This is a genomic window from Agrobacterium sp. CNPSo 3708, from assembly GCF_028674915.1.
Classification (GTDB): Bacteria; Pseudomonadota; Alphaproteobacteria; order Rhizobiales; family Rhizobiaceae; genus Agrobacterium; species Agrobacterium cavarae.
On sequence record NZ_JAQZSF010000002.1, the window covers coordinates 450,674 to 467,078 of the forward strand.

Annotated in this window: 14 protein-coding genes; 10 read left to right on the forward strand and 4 right to left on the reverse strand. The window is 58.9% G+C overall.

The features are described 5' to 3' along the window. The first annotated feature begins 10 nt into the window (after positions 1-10). Positions 11-1,174, forward strand: coding sequence for an ABC transporter substrate-binding protein (locus PVA19_RS05030; protein WP_111847223.1), 1,164 nt, complete (start codon positions 11-13; stop codon positions 1,172-1,174). Positions 1,175-1,301: 127 nt separating this feature from the next. Next, positions 1,302-2,420: an ABC transporter ATP-binding protein gene (locus PVA19_RS05035; protein WP_274101421.1), complete on the forward strand. Its 1,119-nt coding sequence runs from the start codon at positions 1,302-1,304 to the stop codon at positions 2,418-2,420. Between the two features lie 138 nt (positions 2,421-2,558). Here the strand turns inward: PVA19_RS05035 and PVA19_RS05040 are convergent, their stop codons facing one another. Beyond that, positions 2,559-4,034: a M81 family metallopeptidase gene (locus PVA19_RS05040; RefSeq protein ID WP_274101422.1), complete on the reverse strand. Its 1,476-nt coding sequence runs from the start codon at positions 4,032-4,034 to the stop codon at positions 2,559-2,561. A 34-nt stretch (positions 4,035-4,068) separates the two neighbouring features. Then, entirely contained in the window at positions 4,069-4,557 is a 489-nt protein-coding gene (locus tag PVA19_RS05045; RefSeq protein WP_274101843.1) for a hypothetical protein, read from the reverse strand. Between the two features lie 112 nt (positions 4,558-4,669). Here PVA19_RS05045 and PVA19_RS05050 point away from each other — a divergent pair, with 112 nt between their 5' ends. From PVA19_RS05050 to PVA19_RS05080, 7 genes are all read left to right on the forward strand, one after another. Further along, positions 4,670-5,056, forward strand: a complete 387-nt coding sequence (locus PVA19_RS05050; RefSeq protein ID WP_062424125.1) for a RidA family protein — start codon at positions 4,670-4,672, stop codon at positions 5,054-5,056. Between the two features lie 10 nt (positions 5,057-5,066). Beyond that, positions 5,067-5,933 carry a MurR/RpiR family transcriptional regulator gene (locus PVA19_RS05055; RefSeq protein ID WP_274101423.1) on the forward strand — a complete coding sequence of 289 codons (867 nt, stop codon included), beginning with the start codon at positions 5,067-5,069 and terminating at the stop codon, positions 5,931-5,933. Between the two features lie 4 nt (positions 5,934-5,937). Beyond that, on the forward strand, positions 5,938-6,720 hold the full coding sequence (locus tag PVA19_RS05060) for an SDR family oxidoreductase (RefSeq protein WP_274101424.1): 783 nt from the start codon (positions 5,938-5,940) through the stop codon (positions 6,718-6,720). A 27-nt stretch (positions 6,721-6,747) separates the two neighbouring features. Continuing rightward, a complete protein-coding gene (locus tag PVA19_RS05065) occupies positions 6,748-8,667 on the forward strand; it encodes a beta-N-acetylhexosaminidase (RefSeq protein ID WP_274101426.1) in 1,920 nt (639 codons plus the stop codon). Between the two features lie 14 nt (positions 8,668-8,681). Beyond that, complete coding sequence (locus PVA19_RS05070) at positions 8,682-10,121, forward strand: M81 family metallopeptidase (RefSeq protein WP_274101427.1); 1,440 nt, start codon at positions 8,682-8,684, stop codon at positions 10,119-10,121. A gap of 225 nt (positions 10,122-10,346) precedes the next feature. After that, a complete protein-coding gene (locus PVA19_RS05075; protein ID WP_274101429.1) occupies positions 10,347-11,591 on the forward strand; it encodes an MFS transporter in 1,245 nt (414 codons plus the stop codon). After that, the gene (locus PVA19_RS05080; protein WP_274101430.1) at positions 11,584-12,318 is read left to right on the forward strand and encodes a copper homeostasis protein CutC; all 735 of its coding nucleotides are present in this window, start codon (positions 11,584-11,586) and stop codon (positions 12,316-12,318) included. Before PVA19_RS05075 ends, PVA19_RS05080 begins: the two co-directional genes overlap by 8 nt. A gap of 98 nt (positions 12,319-12,416) precedes the next feature. On the opposite strand, the gene PVA19_RS05085 is transcribed toward PVA19_RS05080, so the two are convergent. Continuing rightward, positions 12,417-13,826: a sensor domain-containing diguanylate cyclase gene (locus PVA19_RS05085; RefSeq protein ID WP_274101431.1), complete on the reverse strand. Its 1,410-nt coding sequence runs from the start codon at positions 13,824-13,826 to the stop codon at positions 12,417-12,419. On the opposite strand from PVA19_RS05085, the gene PVA19_RS05090 reads away from it, so the two are divergent. Then, on the forward strand, positions 13,825-14,022 hold the full coding sequence (locus PVA19_RS05090) for a hypothetical protein (RefSeq protein WP_062424118.1): 198 nt from the start codon (positions 13,825-13,827) through the stop codon (positions 14,020-14,022). The genes PVA19_RS05085 and PVA19_RS05090 overlap by 2 nt on opposite strands. 99 nt (positions 14,023-14,121) lie before the next feature. Here the strand turns inward: PVA19_RS05090 and PVA19_RS05095 are convergent, their stop codons facing one another. Beyond that, positions 14,122-16,212, reverse strand: coding sequence for a carboxy terminal-processing peptidase (locus PVA19_RS05095; protein ID WP_274101432.1), 2,091 nt, complete (start codon positions 16,210-16,212; stop codon positions 14,122-14,124). Between the last annotated feature and the right edge of the window lie 193 nt (positions 16,213-16,405).

Sequence of the window (16,405 nt, forward strand, 5' to 3'; positions counted from 1 at the left end):
ACTGGGCGCCATGTCTGCACACGCCGCCGACAAGGAAATTTCCTGGATCTATTGCGGCGACAAGATCGACCCGATCCATGAAAAATACATCAAGGAATGGGAAGGCAAGAACGCGGGCTGGACCGTCAAGCCGGAAGTCGTGGGCTGGGAACAGTGCCAGGACAAGGCAACGACGCTTGCTGCATCCGGCTCTCCAGCCGCCATGGCCTATGTCGGCTCGCGCACGCTGAAGCAGTTCTCCGAAAACGACATGATCGTTCCCGTTCCGATGACGGACGAGGAAAAGAAGTCCTACTATCCGCACATCGTCGATACCGTCACCATTGATGATCAACAGTGGGGCGTTCCGGTCGCTTTCTCCACCAAGGCTCTCTACTGGAACAAGGATCTGTTCAAGAAGGCAGGTCTCGATCCTGAAACGCCACCGAAGACCTGGGCGGAAGAAATCGCTTTCGCCAAGCAGATCAAGGAAAAGACGGGTATTGCCGGTTACGGCCTGCCTGCCAAGACCTTCGACAACACCATGCACCAGTTCATGCACTGGGTTTACACCAACAACGGCAAGGTCATCGATGGCGACAAGATCGTCATGGACAGCCCTGAAGTGCTGGCCGCTCTGAAGGCTTACAAGGACATCACCCCCTATTCCGTCGAAGGCGCAACTGCTTACGAGCAGAACGAAATCCGCGCGATCTTCCTCGACGGCAAGGTCGGCATGATCCAGGCTGGCTCGGGTGCCGCTTCGCGTCTGCAGAAGACCGGCATCAACTGGGGCATCGCAACGCTTCCGCTTGGCCCATCGGCCAAGGGTCCGGGCACGCTGCTCATCACCGACAGCCTTGCCATCTTCAAGGGTTCGGGCGTGGAAGACAAGGCGATCGAATTTGCCAAGTTCATCACCTCTCCCGGTCCGCAGGGCGAGTATGAGCTTCAGGGCGATGCCGGCCTGACGCCTCTGCGTCCTTCTGCAAAGGTTGATGAATTCGTTGCAAAGGATCCTTACTGGAAGCCTCTGATCGAAGGCATCACCTATGGTGGTCCTGAGCCGCTCTTCACCGACTACAAGGGCTTCCAGAACACCATGATCGAGATGGTCCAGTCTGTCGTCACCGGCAAGGCTGAGCCTGAAGCCGCGCTGAAGAAGGCGTCGGCCGACCTCGAGCAGTACAAGTAATATCGAACCGAAGGGGGCGTTCTCTCAAACGTCCCCTTCGACACCACCGCATGTGACGAACAGCCTTGCGGTACACCAAACAGCGCTGCCGAATGCACCGGGTGCAAACGGCCCTCTGGAGACGATCGTGGGTCAGCTTCATCTCAACAACGTTCAAAAATTCTACGGCGACTTTGAAGTCCTCAAAGGCGTGCAACTCAATGTTCCGCACGGAGAATTCGTCGTTTTCGTCGGCCCATCCGGCTGCGGAAAATCAACGCTGCTGCGCATGATTGCAGGCCTGGAATCGATCAGCGACGGCGATATCGTCATTGATGGTATCCGCGTCAACGAAAAGCCGCCGGTCGAGCGTGGCATCGCCATGGTCTTCCAGTCCTACGCACTTTACCCTCACATGACCGTCTTCGAGAACATCGCCTTCCCGCTGCGCGTCGAGAAGATGGCGGAAGACAAGCTCCGCGAAAAGGTCCACGCGGTCGCCAAGATCCTGCAGCTTGAGCATCGCCTCGAGCAGCGCCCCGGCATGCTGTCTGGTGGCCAGCGCCAGCGCGTTGCTATTGGCCGCGCGATCGTGCGCGAACCGAAAATCTTCCTGTTCGACGAGCCCCTGTCCAACCTTGATGCAGCACTTCGCTCCGACATGCGCATCGAACTCACCAAGCTTCACCGGCAGCTGAAAGCGACGATGATTTACGTGACCCACGACCAGGTGGAAGCCATGACCATGGCCGACCGTATCGTGGTTCTCAATGCCGGCAGCATCGCGCAGGTCGGCTCGCCGCTGCAGCTTTACCACAAGCCGGACAATCTCTTCGTCGCAGGCTTCATCGGCAACCCCAAGATGAACTTCCTGCCCGTGACCTGTGTGGAAGCTTCCGACACCGGCGTGACCATCGCCTACGAAGGCAAGCAACTGACCGTGCCTGTCGCGCGTGGAAACGTGCGTGCAGGCGATACGCTGACCCTCGGCATACGTCCGGAACATTTGAGCCTCGGCACCGGCGACATGACCATTACGACAGTGCCAGGCGTTATCGAGCGTCTCGGCATCAACACCATTTCCTATTCGACGCTTTCTACGGGCCAGCAGTGGTGCGCTCTTCTTTCGGGCTCGGCGCCTGTTGCAGTCGAGCAGCCCGTCTCGGTTGCCATCAACGGCGCGGACTGCCACCTCTTCGATGGCGATGGCAACGCGCTGGAACGTCGTATCGATTGGAAGACACAGGAGCTGCCCGTTCTGGCCTGACCTCCGTTACGAGGCGGCTTGAAGCGCAGATAAAGTTTAAGGGCGTTTCCTCGGTTGAAGGAAGCGCCCTTATACTATGTGCTCATTCGATAGATGCCGAGAGAGCATCCGCGAGCTCTCACGACCATCGGTGACCGTTCACGCCGCCTTATGTCCATGCGGGTCCTGCACGATCGGCCAAATATCCCGCCTGACGCGGCGATAAGGATTGGTCGCCGGGTCGTTGGGATAGGGTTTCCCAGCCGAGCAATAAAGGATCTGCGACGCGATCTTGGAAAAGGCGGCATAAAAGTGGTTGGTCGATTTGATCAACAGGATCTTCCTCGACAGCGGATCGATATCGAGGGCCGTGAAGAGAGACGGGTCATAGCTTTGAACCCGCACCGTCCCCAAAATCACGTCGATCCCGTCGAAGTGGATATGGGCAGCATCACCGAACGGCGCGATGCTGTCTCCAAACTTCATCTCGGCATTGGGCACAACCTTCACGACCTTAACTAGGGCATCGATGGGATCGCCGGTATTGGGTGCGGATTTCGCCCCGAAGCGCAACGGAATTTCAGCCCCCTCGCCTGCCGCCATGCAGATTTGGACGGCAATTGGATCCCACACGAGACCGGCAGCGACGCTTGTAGCGCCTTGGGCCATCAATTCACGCAGCAGCACCGTTGCATCGCCCGCCGTACCGCCGCCTGGATTGTCCCACACGTCTGCGATCACCACCGGACCGGTTGAGGTATCCGCTTTCATCGCAAGCGACACAGCCTCGGCCTCACCGATCTGCGGCATCATGAAGGTGCCGCGCTTGTCGAAGAGCTCAAGCCCGATGGAACGCGCCAGCGCCACGCCCTTGGCCGCATTGCCATCGGTCACCGCGATGGTCTTCGTTCCCATCTCCGGCACATCGCCCGCCATGAAGCCATGGATAACGGACAGCGATAGTACTTCCGGGTCCTGCTTCTCTGTCGCCATCATCCGATCGACGATGCTGCGCATCGGCTCGCGGGACGTCGGGAACACGTCGATCATGCGGCAATCGAACACGGACATGACCGGTTTGACGCGCCCCTCCAGCGTATCCACCGCGATCCGCCACAGATCCTCAGCGCGGTCGACGAAGTCCGTATGCGGAAACTCCTTGAAGACGACGAAGAAGTTCACGGCATCGACGCGCTTGCTCGTCAGGTGGCTGTGCGGATCGAGCTCGGCGCAGACCAGAATATCGGGCCCGACGATCTCGCGGACGCGCGCCAAAAGATCGCCTTCCGGGTCGAGGTATCCATCCGCAACCATCGCGCCATGGAGGCCAAGCACCACTGCATCGACGGGCATTGCCGCGCGCAACTGATCGAGAATTTCATCCCGCAGGCTCTCGAAGGCCTGACGGTTGATGAGGCCCGCCGGGTCCGCCCATGCCGCCGTTCCTTCGATCAGCGTCCAGCCTTTGGCGGCGCAGACCGTGCGACCGACAGTGATCGGAGCGGTGCAAAGCGTGGGTGTGACGGGATGCTGGCCCGGCGGTGCATACAGCGATTCCTCGAAAGCCCGCCTGTCGATGCAGATCGGCGCGAAAGTATTGGTCTCAGTGGCGAGAGCCGCGGTAAAGATGCGCAAGGGCTTGGGCCTTTTTTGCTGAAGGGCAGGACGTTTACTGGCCCATTGGATTCGGCAGATAACCGGTGAAGCCGGAAATCTTCCAGCGACCTTCATGCAGGCGGCAATAATAGAGTGTCTGCCACTTCATCACATCGGTCGAGCCATCAGCCTTCTTGATGCTGCCGTCGAATTTTTTGCGCACCAACGCCGTTTCGTCAGAAATCTCGATCTCTTCCAGGGTCGTCGTGGTGAAAATTGCCGTCCGTGGGTCTTCGCCGTAACTACCTTCTGCAAACTCGCGTGCCTGTTTCAGCCACTCGTCGCGGTAGGCGGGAAGATTGGGGAAGGCCAGCGTCCACTTGTCGGGATTCGGTTCGCGATTGCCGCTGATGCCGATGAAACCGTCTTCCACGAAGTCATCTGCCACCATTGACCAGTCCGCGGCCAGAAATGCATCGATATCGCGCGGAACCAACATCTCCCAAATGGCGTGTCGCGCCGCATCCGAGGCAGGAAACGGGTTTCTGAAGGGATCACGCATCGAGGGCTCCATATCTAAATTATTTTCATGATGACCAAAAATCTCTGGCAAAAATCCGTTTTCTATGGTCACTTGTCAATGAATAACGAAAATAATTTGCAAGGCCAATCCCATGAGCATCAAACGATATGGCGCTGAAAAATCCGGCGCAGGTGGACAGACACTTCCTTTTGCACGCGCGGTCGAGGCCGATGGCTGGCTGCACGTTTCCGGTCAGGTGGCCATGGAAAATGGCGAGATCATCTCCGGTGGCATCATCGAACAGACTCACAAGACCATCGAGAATGTGATCGCTATTCTGCACGAAGCAGGCTACGGCGTCGAGCATGTCGTGCGTTGCGGCGTGTGGCTGGATGATCCGCGCGACTTCTGGACCTTCAATCGCATCTACCAGAGCTATTTCGGCGAACATCCGCCGGCGCGCGCCTGCGTTCAGGCCTCGATGATGGTGGACTGCAAGGTCGAGATCGACTGCATCGCCTATAAGCCCAAGTCCTGAAAGCAGGCCGATGGATATCTTCGCGACCATTCAGGATGAAAGAGCGCAGTTTTCGCCATCCGAACAGCGCATCGCGGAGATATTGCTGAACGAGTTCGACTTCGCCGTCGGCGCCTCGATCATCGAACTGGCCGAAAAGGCGGATGTCTCTCCGCCGACGGTGACCCGCTTCTGCCGCCGCCTCGGCTGCCAGAACTTCGCCGACTTCAAGGTCCGTCTTGCCAAGACCGCCTTCGTCGGCGTGCGTTACCTCAACCCGGAAGCCAAGAGCACGTCGGCGGAGGATGTCGCCGAAGACATCATTACCAAAGCCCAGAACGCACTCTTCATGGTCCACCGCGCGCTCGATCCACAGGCACTCGATGCTGTGGCCGAGCGGATTGCCGCGGCCTCCATGGTCTATGCCCTCGGCTCCGGCGGCAATTCCTCAATGGTGGCCCTCGAACTGCAGAACCGGCTGTTTCGCCTGGGCACCCGCATCACCGCCAGCAATGACCACAATATGCAACTCATGCTGACGGCAGCAGCGCAGGAGGGTGATGTGATCATCGGCTCGTCCTTTTCGGGCCGCAATCAGGAGCTGATGCGCTGCTTCAAACTCGCAAGAGAAAACGGCATTCGCACCATCGCGCTCACTCAAGTGAAAAGCCCGGTGGCGAGGCTCGCAGATCATGTCATCGGCATCGACCTTCCAGAAGGCGACAACATTTATCGCCCCACCTCGACGCGCTTTGCCTATCTCGCGGTGATCGATGTGCTTGCCAGCCTGGTGGCCTACAAGAACCGCAAACACTCCACCATCACGCTGCGCCAGATCAAGCAGCAGTTGCTGGAGCATCGCGATGGCGGCGACGACCGCCAGATATTGGGAGACTGACGACATGACGACCCATAAGCGCATCGCCGTGGTGACAGGCGCTGCCGGCGATATCGGGCGCGCAATCGCTGCCCTTCTGGCAGCGAGCCATGACCTTATAGCCCTTGTCGATAATGATGCGGGCGCTCTGGAAAGCGCGGTCGCCGCGCTTGGCGGCGGAGCCGCTTACGTAACGATCGTCGCCGATGTCACCAGTGCCGATAGCCTCAAGGCCATGACGGACCAATTAGAGGCGCTCGGCAAGGTCGTAACCCTCGTCAACAATGCCGGTGCAGCACGCGCCGTTTCACTACACGACACGACGCCGGAGATCTGGCGCATGGATTCGAGCCTCAATCTGGAGGCTGCATTCCTGACCTTCCGCGCGGTCGAGCGCGACCTGACGGAAATGCAAGGATCCGTCGTCAACATTGCCTCCGTCAACGGTATGGCTGTCTTCGGTCATCCGGCCTATAGCGCCGCCAAGGCGGGGTTGATCCATTTGACCAAGCTGATCGCGGTCGAATACGGAAAATTCGGCATCAGAGCCAACGCCGTGGCGCCCGGAACCGTGCGCACCCAAGCCTGGGAAGCGCGCGCCGAAGCCAATCCGAATGTGTTTGAAGAGGTGAAACGCTGGTATGCACTGCGCCGTATCGCCACCACGCACGACGTCGCCAATGCCGTCCATTTTCTGGCAAGCGATCAGGCAGCGGCGATCACCGGTGTCTGCCTGCCCGTCGATTGCGGGCTGACGGCGGGCCAAGCCGAGCTGGCCCACACCTTCTCTCAATCCGAACATTACTGAACACACATAAAAATCAAGGGAACGACGATGAGCAAGACCGGATTCCGCCTCGAAAACGCATGGCATCCCATTGAGGGCGACCCGTCAGGCGGGTTTGTCTTTACCCTCGTCAACCTCACCGACACGCCGATGAGCGACTTCAAACTCGCCTATACGGCATTGACGCGCGTCATGGATAACCCAGCTTGCGAGAACGCGACGTTCCTGCTGCGCAACGCCAACTTCCACCAATACGCGCCGCCTGCCGGCTTCGTTCTGGAGCCCGGCGCCGGCTGGCGCTTTACCGTGCGCGGCCTCTGGCGGCCTGCCAAGCATAGAACCGACGGGGCGAAATCGGCCTATCTGACATTCTCCGATGGTACCCATCACACCATCGACGTTGCCGATCTGATGCTGGAAGGCAGGGTCAGCGAACCGCAAAAGCCGCTCCTGCCGGAAGGACGCGTCACTGAGCCTTTCTCGCTTCTGCCCTGGCCGAAACAGGCGCAGTTGCAAGCCGGGGAAACACCCGTCGTGCTCTACCCGGCAGCGGGCAGCACGCTGGCTGACGTGAAGGCGATGGACACCGTCCTCAGTCTTCATCGCCGCCTGTTTTCTGCAGCCCATCAGCCATTTTCGCTGATCGCGGTCGAACAGGGTAAGGCTGTTCGTTTTCAACAGAGCGCTTCGCTTGCGGCGGAAGCATATGAGCTGACATTCGCCGAATATGAGATCGTGCTTGCCTATGGCGGCGATGCGGGCCGCCAATATGGCCTGACAGCACTCGCACAGCTTCATGATGGCGCGCGCAGAAACGCGGCGCTGTTCCGCTTCCCGGCTTCGGGCACCATCACGGATGAACCGCGTTACGGATGGCGCGGGTGCCACCTTGATGTATCGCGCCAGTTTGCTCCGGCACCAGACGTGCTTCGCCTCATCGATATTCTCGCCTGGTACAAGATGAATGTGTTCCACTGGCACCTGACCGATGATGAGGCGTGGCGCTTCGAAGTTCGTGCCTATCCGCAATTGACCACCGTGGGCGTCATGCGCGGCCCCGATGAACCGATGCTTCCGCAGCTTGGCAACGCCGCAGAACCGGTCGGGGGCTTCTACACCCAGGCGGATGTCGCTGCGATTATCGCCCATGCGAGCGAGCTGAATGTCGAAGTCGTACCGGAAGTCGATATTCCCGGCCACAGCACTGCGATCCTGGCCGCTCTTCCCGAACTGGTTGACGGTCAGGAAGCGCCGGATAGCTATCGCTCGGTTCAAGGCTTCCCGAACAACGCCCTTAATCCCGCCATCGAAGAGACCTATGTGTTCCTCGGGAAGGTCTTCGATGAAATGGTCGAGCTCTTCCCGTCAAAGCTCATCCATATCGGTGGCGACGAAGTCGCCGACAACACCTGGATGGCCTCGCCACTGGCGCGCAAACTGATGGAGAAGGAGGGTCTGGATGGCACCTTCGGGCTCCAGAGCCACTTCATGAAGCGGATTCAGAAAATGCTGGCCGACAGAGGCCGCAGCATGGCGGGCTGGGACGAGGTCTCCCACGGCGGCGGCGTCGATCCGGACGGCACGTTGCTGATGGCATGGCGCGCGCCCGAAGTCGGCGTCGAGCTGGCGAAAGAGGGCTACGACGTCGTGATGACGCCGGGCCAGGCCTATTATCTCGACATGGTGCAGGACGAAGCCTGGCAGGAGCCGGGCGCCAGCTGGGCCGGCACCGTGCCGCCGCATCACACCTATCACTATGAGGCAGTGGGTGATTTTCCCGAGGACCTGAAGCCGCGTCTTCGTGGCGTGCAGGCCTGCATCTGGACCGAACACTTTCTCAACCGCGACTACTTCAACCATCTGGTCTTCCCGCGTCTGCCGGCCGTGGCAGAAGCCGCTTGGACACCGCGTGAGCGCAAGGATTGGGATCGCTTCTCGGCGCTCGTGCGCCTCAGCCCCACGCTTTGATCGGAGACAGTGCCATGGTGTTACGCATTGCAGTCGGCGGCATTCATACGGAGTGCTCCACCTATTCGCCTGTTCTCATGCAGCCGGAAGATTTTCGCGTGTTGCGCGGTAACGATCTGACGGGCGCTGAGTATTTCAGCTTCCTGCCGACCGAGGGGGTGGAAATCTCTCCGCTCCTTCACGCCCGCGCCATTCCAGGGGGCCCGGTCTCCCGTGCCACCTATGAGGAATTCAGGCAAGAATTTTCCGACAAGCTGCGGGCAACCCTGCCGCTCGACGGTCTTTATCTTGCCATGCACGGCGCAATGAATGTCGAAGGCATGGACGATGCCGAAGGCGACTGGATTGCCAATGCCCGCTCGATCATCGGTCCGGATATTCCGCTGGCTGTCAGCTACGATCTGCACGGCAACGTGACCCAGAAGATCGTCGATCAGATCGACATCTTCGCCGCCTATCGTACCGCGCCCCATATCGATGTGCGCGAGACGATGGTGCGGACTTGGTCGATGCTGATCAGGACGCTGAAGACGGGCGCAAAGCCAGGTGTCGCCTGGGCTCCGGTTCCGGTTCTGCTGCCGGGCGAGAAAACCTCGACGGAAGATGAGCCTGCCAAATCGCTCTACCATCGCCTGCCGGAGCATGATCGGATCGACGGCGTTTGGGATGCCAATCTGATGGTCGGCTATGTCTGGGCAGATGAGCCGCGAGCAACCGCCTGCGCTGTTGTGACTGGGTCAAATCCCGAAGCGGCGAAACGCGCAGCGGAAGAGATCGCACTGTCCTATTGGCAGGCGAGAGAAGACTTTCGCTTCGGTCCCGTCACCGGCGATCTCGACGATATGCTCGACCTGGCCGAAAAGGCCGAAACGCAGCCGGTCATTCTTGCCGATTCCGGCGATAATCCCACTGGTGGTGGCGTGGGCGATCGTGCGGACGTGTTGAAGTCGCTGATCCTGCGCGGCTTCGAAGGTGCCGTCATTGGCGGCATTACCGACCGTCCGGCGGTGGAAGCGTGTTTTGCCGCTGGTATCGGCAAGACGCTCAGCCTCAAGATCGGCGGTTCACTCGATCCGGCCAGTCCCTTCGTCGAGGTCGGTGCCGAGATTGTCAGCCTCGATGATCCAGGCGCAGCGGATGAGCGACAGGCTGTCGTCAAGATCGGCGGCATAACGCTCATTCTGGCAGCCCGCCGTCGCCCCTACCACAATATCGCAGACTTCACGCGTCATGGCATCGATCCCGCCAAAGTAAGATTACTGGTGGTGAAATCCGGTTATCTCTCGCCAGAGCTTCAGCCGCTGTCCAACCCCAACCTGATGGCGCTGACGGATGGCGTTATCAACCAGGATATCGAGACGTTGCCATCGAAGCGGCGGGTGCAACCGATATTTCCTTTCGTCAAAGACTTCGACTATACCCCGTCTGCGAAACTATCCGCACGATGGCGTTGAGGCTTTCGGCCAAGCCGCTGACTGCTAAATTACTCGCGGGCGCTCGGGATACCTTCCGAGCGCCCCTTCAACTTTCCCATCCTGCGTGACCGCAGGCTGTCTCTCCTGAAGCGTAACGCGATGTTGCAGATTCGCTGATATGCTTTGGGTCCTGTTTTTACCGCATGTCGTCATCGCAAAATCACTCCACACTTTTGCTTGGACCATGCTTTAAGTGGACGATCCATGCTGTCGGCGCTGCCCTTTGTTTATCGACATGACCAGCTGCGGCTTTCGGCTGCCGGTATTTTCGTCTTCGGTTTCACCGGTGCGGCGACCGCGCCCTATATGTCGCTGATCGGCATTCGCGAGCTTGGCCTGACAGATGCCGGCTTCTCGATCCTGAGTTTCGTCGCAGCGCTGGTCAACGTGTCGGCCAGCATCAGCATGGGCATCCTCTCGGACCGGCTCGGCCACTATAAGCTTCCCATTCTCGGAGCATGTATATCCGGGGCGTTGGGTTATGGCGTGGTTTATGCCTTTCCGACCATCTGGACCTTCGCACTTGCGCTGCTCATTCCCGTTCCGGTTTACGGAGCGCTCAACTCGCTGATTTTCGCCTATGTCCGCGCAAGCTGCGCCGGCATGCCGCCGCGTGATCTCATTGCCGTCAACTCCGCGGTTCGTGCCGCGATCTCGCTCTCCTGGGTCCTTGTGCCCGGCATTGTCGGTTACGCGCTTGCGGGCCGAACGAGCATGCTCCCGGCTTTTCTGCTGGCGGCGATCGCATGCGCCTTCTGTTTCATTCTCTTTGCCCGCTTCATGCGTGAAGAAACCGTTGCCCATGCCGAACGGCAGGAACCGGCTTACGCGTTCCTGGCATCCATTCGCCATCTCGGCTCACGCCAGATCTGGCCCTTCGTGCTTGCCATTGCGCTGATCTCATGCACCCTGCATGTCAACGGCATCGTGTTGCCGCTTGTGGTAACTGGAAAGGCGGGCGGGCAACCGGCCGATGTCGGCGCGATCGTCGGCATCGTTGCTCTTCTCGAGATCGTCTTCATCTTCTTCTGGGGATGGGTGGAAACCAAGACATCGGCCGCAGTCGCCATCGCTGCCAGTGCGCTTATCTATTGCGCTTACATGCTCGGTCTCGGCTTGGCGAAAGACCCGATGACAGTCTACCTGCTGACACCTCTTTCGGGTCTCGGCGCAGCCGGCATCATTTCCCTGCCCATCACCTATCTGCAAAACCTGATCGCCAGGCGCGCAGGTCTTGGAAGCTCGCTCATTGCCGTCAACATCTTCTTGGGCGGCGGCCTGAGCTCCCTGCTCTTCTCGGTCGGCACGGCCGTCAGTGATTATTCCCACACGGCAATGCTCGGCGCATTTGCAGGTCTGTGCGGCGTGGCATTGCTCGGCTTCCTTCACAAGCGGCCGGCTGTTAAGGACGATCTCCACACCCAACAAGGAAGCGAACATCATGGCTGATCACACCGGGCGGTTGCTGGAGATTTGCGTCGACAGCGCAGAGGGTCTCGCCGCCGCGATCGAGGGCGGGGCAGACCGCATCGAGCTTTGCTCCGCACTGGGCGTCGGTGGATTGATGCCGTCCTACGGCCTGATGCAGCACGCGAAACGAACGAGCCCAATCCCCGTCTACCCGCTCATCCGCCCAAGAGCCGGAAACTTCATCTATGACGAGGCCGATGTCGCCATCATGGAGGCGGATATTGCGCAGGCACGGGAGCTTGGGCTACCCGGCGTCGTCATCGGTGCGACGACCACAGACGGACGCCTCGACCGACAGGTTCTAGAGAGGTTGATTGAAGCCGCATCCGGCCTGGACATCAGCCTCCACCGCGCTTTTGATATGGTGCGCGATCCAATCGAAGCGCTCGAGACTGCGATCGATCTCGGCATCTCCCGCATCCTGACCTCCGGCTGCGCAAAGAACGTATCCCTTGGAATGGAGATGCTGAAGCGACTGTCGCATCAAGCGGATGGCCGTATCAGCATCATGCCGGGCGGTGGCGTAACGGCCGATCTCGTGCCCGAGCTTCTGGCCGCAACTGGCATCCACGAAATCCATGCCTCAGGCAGTGCCTCTTCGAAAGAGGACCATTCTCTTGTGGAATTCGGCTTTGCGCCTGAGCAGCGCAGACAAACCAGCCCGCAGGTTATTCGCGCGTTGAAGACGATTGTTCTTGAAGTCTGATTTGGCCAACGCGCACGGCAGCGTCGCTACAGCATCGGCCCGAGAATCGGAATCGATTTTCGGAAAGCACGATGCGTCGATCAAGGACGCGCTAATGATCAAGAAGAGGACGCTGCCAGATCGACTTCGCCCCGGAATGGATTGGCTCCACCGCGGTTGAGACGTTTTGCAATATAGAGCGCCTCGTCTGCACGTCTGAAGACGGGATCTGGTGAGGTCTCCTCTGCCAGAACCCTGCTCATTCCATAGGACGCGCCAACCGCCATGATTGTGCCGTTCACTTCGTAAGGCTTGGAAATCACCGCAGCCAGTTGACGGCACCGCGCCTCCGCTTCCTCTTCGGAAACCTTCGGCATCATCACCGCAAATTCGTCGCCCCCAAGACGGAAGCAAACATCATCCTCAGCGCATCCGGCACGCAACCGCTCGGCAACCTGCTTCAGAAGATCGTCTCCATCGGCGTGACCGAAGCGATCGTTGATTGCCTTGAACCCATCGAGATCGATGCAGACAACCGTCAACGGCCCCTGCTCCGACAGCTGCGTAAACCTGGTCGATACCAGTGTTCTGTTGGCAAGCCCCGTGAGGAAATCATGTGTTGCCGCATGCCGCATGTGCTTTTCCGCATCGACAAGCATCCTGAGCGCCTGACGCGATGTCGAGATTGCGAGGGCACAGCTCGCGATGAAGATGCAGAGCGTGGCCGCGGCAAAGGGCAGTGACTGCCGCAGCAGATCATGGGCTGGCGTGTTCGCCTGCCACGACAAAACCTGTACCTGCCCATGCGGGGCAGCGGCAATGTCCACAGACGCGCGACCGGGCTTGACCTGCTCAGACGGCTCGACGGCTGCATCGTCAAGCATGAAGCGCTCGCCGAAAAACGCCTGAAGGCTGCCTGCGATTGGAATGGCCGAAACAAGGATTGGCGCGCGGTCGGTATTGGGCACGACTGTCCCGATATCGGCCTGGAAGAGGCTCGCCGTCAGCAAGAGAGCGTCATTCCCCACCACTTCGATTTTGCTTGATGAGATCCTGTCCGGAATGCCGCTCTTCTTCGGCTGGTGCTCACGCGCTCGCACCGAGTCGATCAATGGTTGGGCGGCCGCGACAAGCGCGCTCGGTTCCTGTTTCAGGAACGAATGGTTGGCGAAATCATCCGCCGTCTTGGCGTAGATAATCTTGTCGTTGCTGTCGATTACGGCGAGCGAGCGCACGTTCGACGTGCCGATGATAGACTGGCCGAGATTTCGCTCGGCCCAGCTGAGATCGAAATTGTTGTTGAGCTTATCGATCGCCTCGTCCCAGATCGTCCAGGATGTCAAAACGACTTCCATGTCCGAAATCCAGATCGCGACATTGCGCTTGACCAACGTCTCCTGGCGCACTTTCGCCTCTTCGTCCAAGCGGGCAGCACCAAAAAACAGTACGGCGGCCAGGCCGAGCAACAAAAGCCCGACAATGACGGCAACAGGGCCGACAAGCTTGAAGTGATTAAGGCGCGCCGTCATGGTGAGTTCCGTTGGCAATACGCAGATACTCTACATCAGCAATAATGCACTCACAGTTATCAGGGCAAACAATTACCTTGGCAAGGTTAATGGTTTTCTCACGAGTGAAGACGCCGCATCGGCCGCCTTATCTCAAGCGGCAGACAGCAACATCAAAGCTCCTAACCGCCAGCACGACCCATACGATCAAAACTAAATCGTCACAAAAGAGCGAGACCTTGAATTGATGCTTCGGCCCGAAATCCAAATCGCTTTTCAGGCCGAAGCTACAGATCTATTCGCACTACTTCCTATTTTAACGGGAAGCCTTGTCCTTGCCCGGCAAGATATCCGCCATGTCTGCTACGATGGCAGCCGCTTCGGTCTGAAGCACATCTTTCGCGTTCTTCCGGGCATTCTCCAGAGCAAGGTTGGCACTGAGGCTTCGCTCATTGGCCTGCAGCCCGTCATCGAGTTCCGGAACGACGACGCCGGCTTCCTGGCGCGCCTTGAGTTTCGCAGCCACCGCGGCCATTTCCTTGCGACGCTCTGCCTCGTTGAGGGAGATCGTCTTCTTTTCGCGCTGGGCCTTCAGCTCTGCGGCATCTTCAACGAAGCGCTGATAGTCCTTGTCGTCTTTGATGCGCGCTTCATGACGGCTTTCCAATTCAGGCACAAGTGCCGTCATATCGCCCTGTTTCTTGTATTTGGCGGGCTTGATCGTCGTCCACGGCAATGCATTGTCATAGCTGGACTCGCCGAGCGTTTTGGGGTCCTGAACGCTTGGCGTGTTGATGTCGGGCGTAACACCGCGCAACTGCGTCGTGCCGCCGTCGATCCTGAAGAACTGGGCAATCGTCAACTTAAGCTGACCGAGTTCCGGCTCCTGCTTGCCGGCCACCCTGTCCAGATCGACGACTGTCTGCACGGTGCCCTTGCCGAAGCTTGGGTCACCGACGATGACGCCGCGGCCATAATCCTGAATGGCGGCCGCAAAAATCTCCGACGCCGAAGCGGAGCCGCGATTGATGAGAACGCCGAGCGGACCATCCCAGGCCGGCGTGGAGCGATCATCATTCTCGACTTCAACCTTGCCAGCCGCATTGCGCTGTTGAACCACAGGTCCCTTGCCGGTGAAGAGACCGGTGAGATCGATGGCCTCGGCCAGCGAACCGCCACCATTGTCACGCAGATCGATGACGACCCCGTCGACCTTCTCCTGCTTCAATTCGCCAAGAAGCTTTTCGACGTCGCGGCTGGCGCTTCTGTAGTTCTTGTCGCCAGCGCGGCGCGCCTCAAAATCCTCGTAGAACGTCGGCAGCGCAATGACGCCAATCTTCAATGTCTGGTCGCCAAGCTTGACAGGTACGACGGACTTCTTGGCCGCCTGCTTCTCGAGGCTGACCTTATCGCGCACCAGGTTGATCACCCGGTGACCGCTGGCATTTCCGGCATCGGCCGGCAGAATGTCCAGGCGCACCACAGATCCCGCTTCGCCGCGGATCATCTGCACAACCTCGTCGAGACGCGTCCCGACAACTTCCTTGATCGGGCCTTCTTCGCCCTGACCGACACCAATGATGCGGTCGCCAACGGCGAGTTTGTTCGAGAGTTGCGCCGGTCCACCGGCTACAAGCTCGCGGATCGTCGTGTACCCGTCGCGCTCCTGCAGCACGGCACCAATGCCGACCAGAGAAAGCTTCATCGAGATATCGAATTCAGCTGAAGCCTTGGCGCTGAAATAGTCGGTGTGGGGATCGACCGCCGTGGTGAAAGCCGCCATGAAGGACTGGAAAACGTCGTCGGCCTTATAGGTTTCGACACGGTCCAGAATGTTCTTATAACGCTTGTCGAGCGTATCGCGGATCTTTGCTTCGTCCTGATCGGCAAGCTTCAGTCTGAGCCAGTCGCTCTTCACGCGCTTGCGCCAGAGTTCGTTGGCCTGCTCTTCCGTCTTGGGCCAAGGCGCGTCCTCGCGCGACAGCGGATAGTCTTCCTGCACCGTAAAATCGAAGCCGTTCTTCAACAGGCTGCGCGCATAGGTCATCCGCTCGACCACACGCTGGTTGTAGATCTTGAACATCGAGAAGGGGATGTCGAGGTTCTTGTTCTGGATCGCGTCGTCGATCTTTTTGCTGTCCTTGGCAAAGCCGTCAATATCGCTCTGCGTAAACAGCATCCGGTCGGGATCGAGCGACTTTATATACTTGTTCATGACCTTGACGGAGAGAGCATCGTCCAACGGAACAGGACGGTATGCATAACGCTCCAGGAACTGTGCGCTGAGAGCGGCCGCTTCTGCCTCGGGTGCAGTGGCTTCCAGCACCGGCATCTGCGCGGGCTCGCGCGCTTGCGCGACGGTGGCAATTCCGATGACAAGGCTGAAGAAAAGGGGCTTCAAGCGCATCCCGACATGTTCCTTATTACTCAATATCTCCGTCTTATCTTATTCTTGGGCGAAATTGCGATAGTTTAAAAGCGATCAAGATATATTGATCCTTTGAATTTGAGACGGACGGCCCACGCCTCACCTCAGACTTGCTGGACGTCTTGCAGCAGCAAGCGAAGCCAACCGCCACACACCAGCTAAAGCGTTGTGC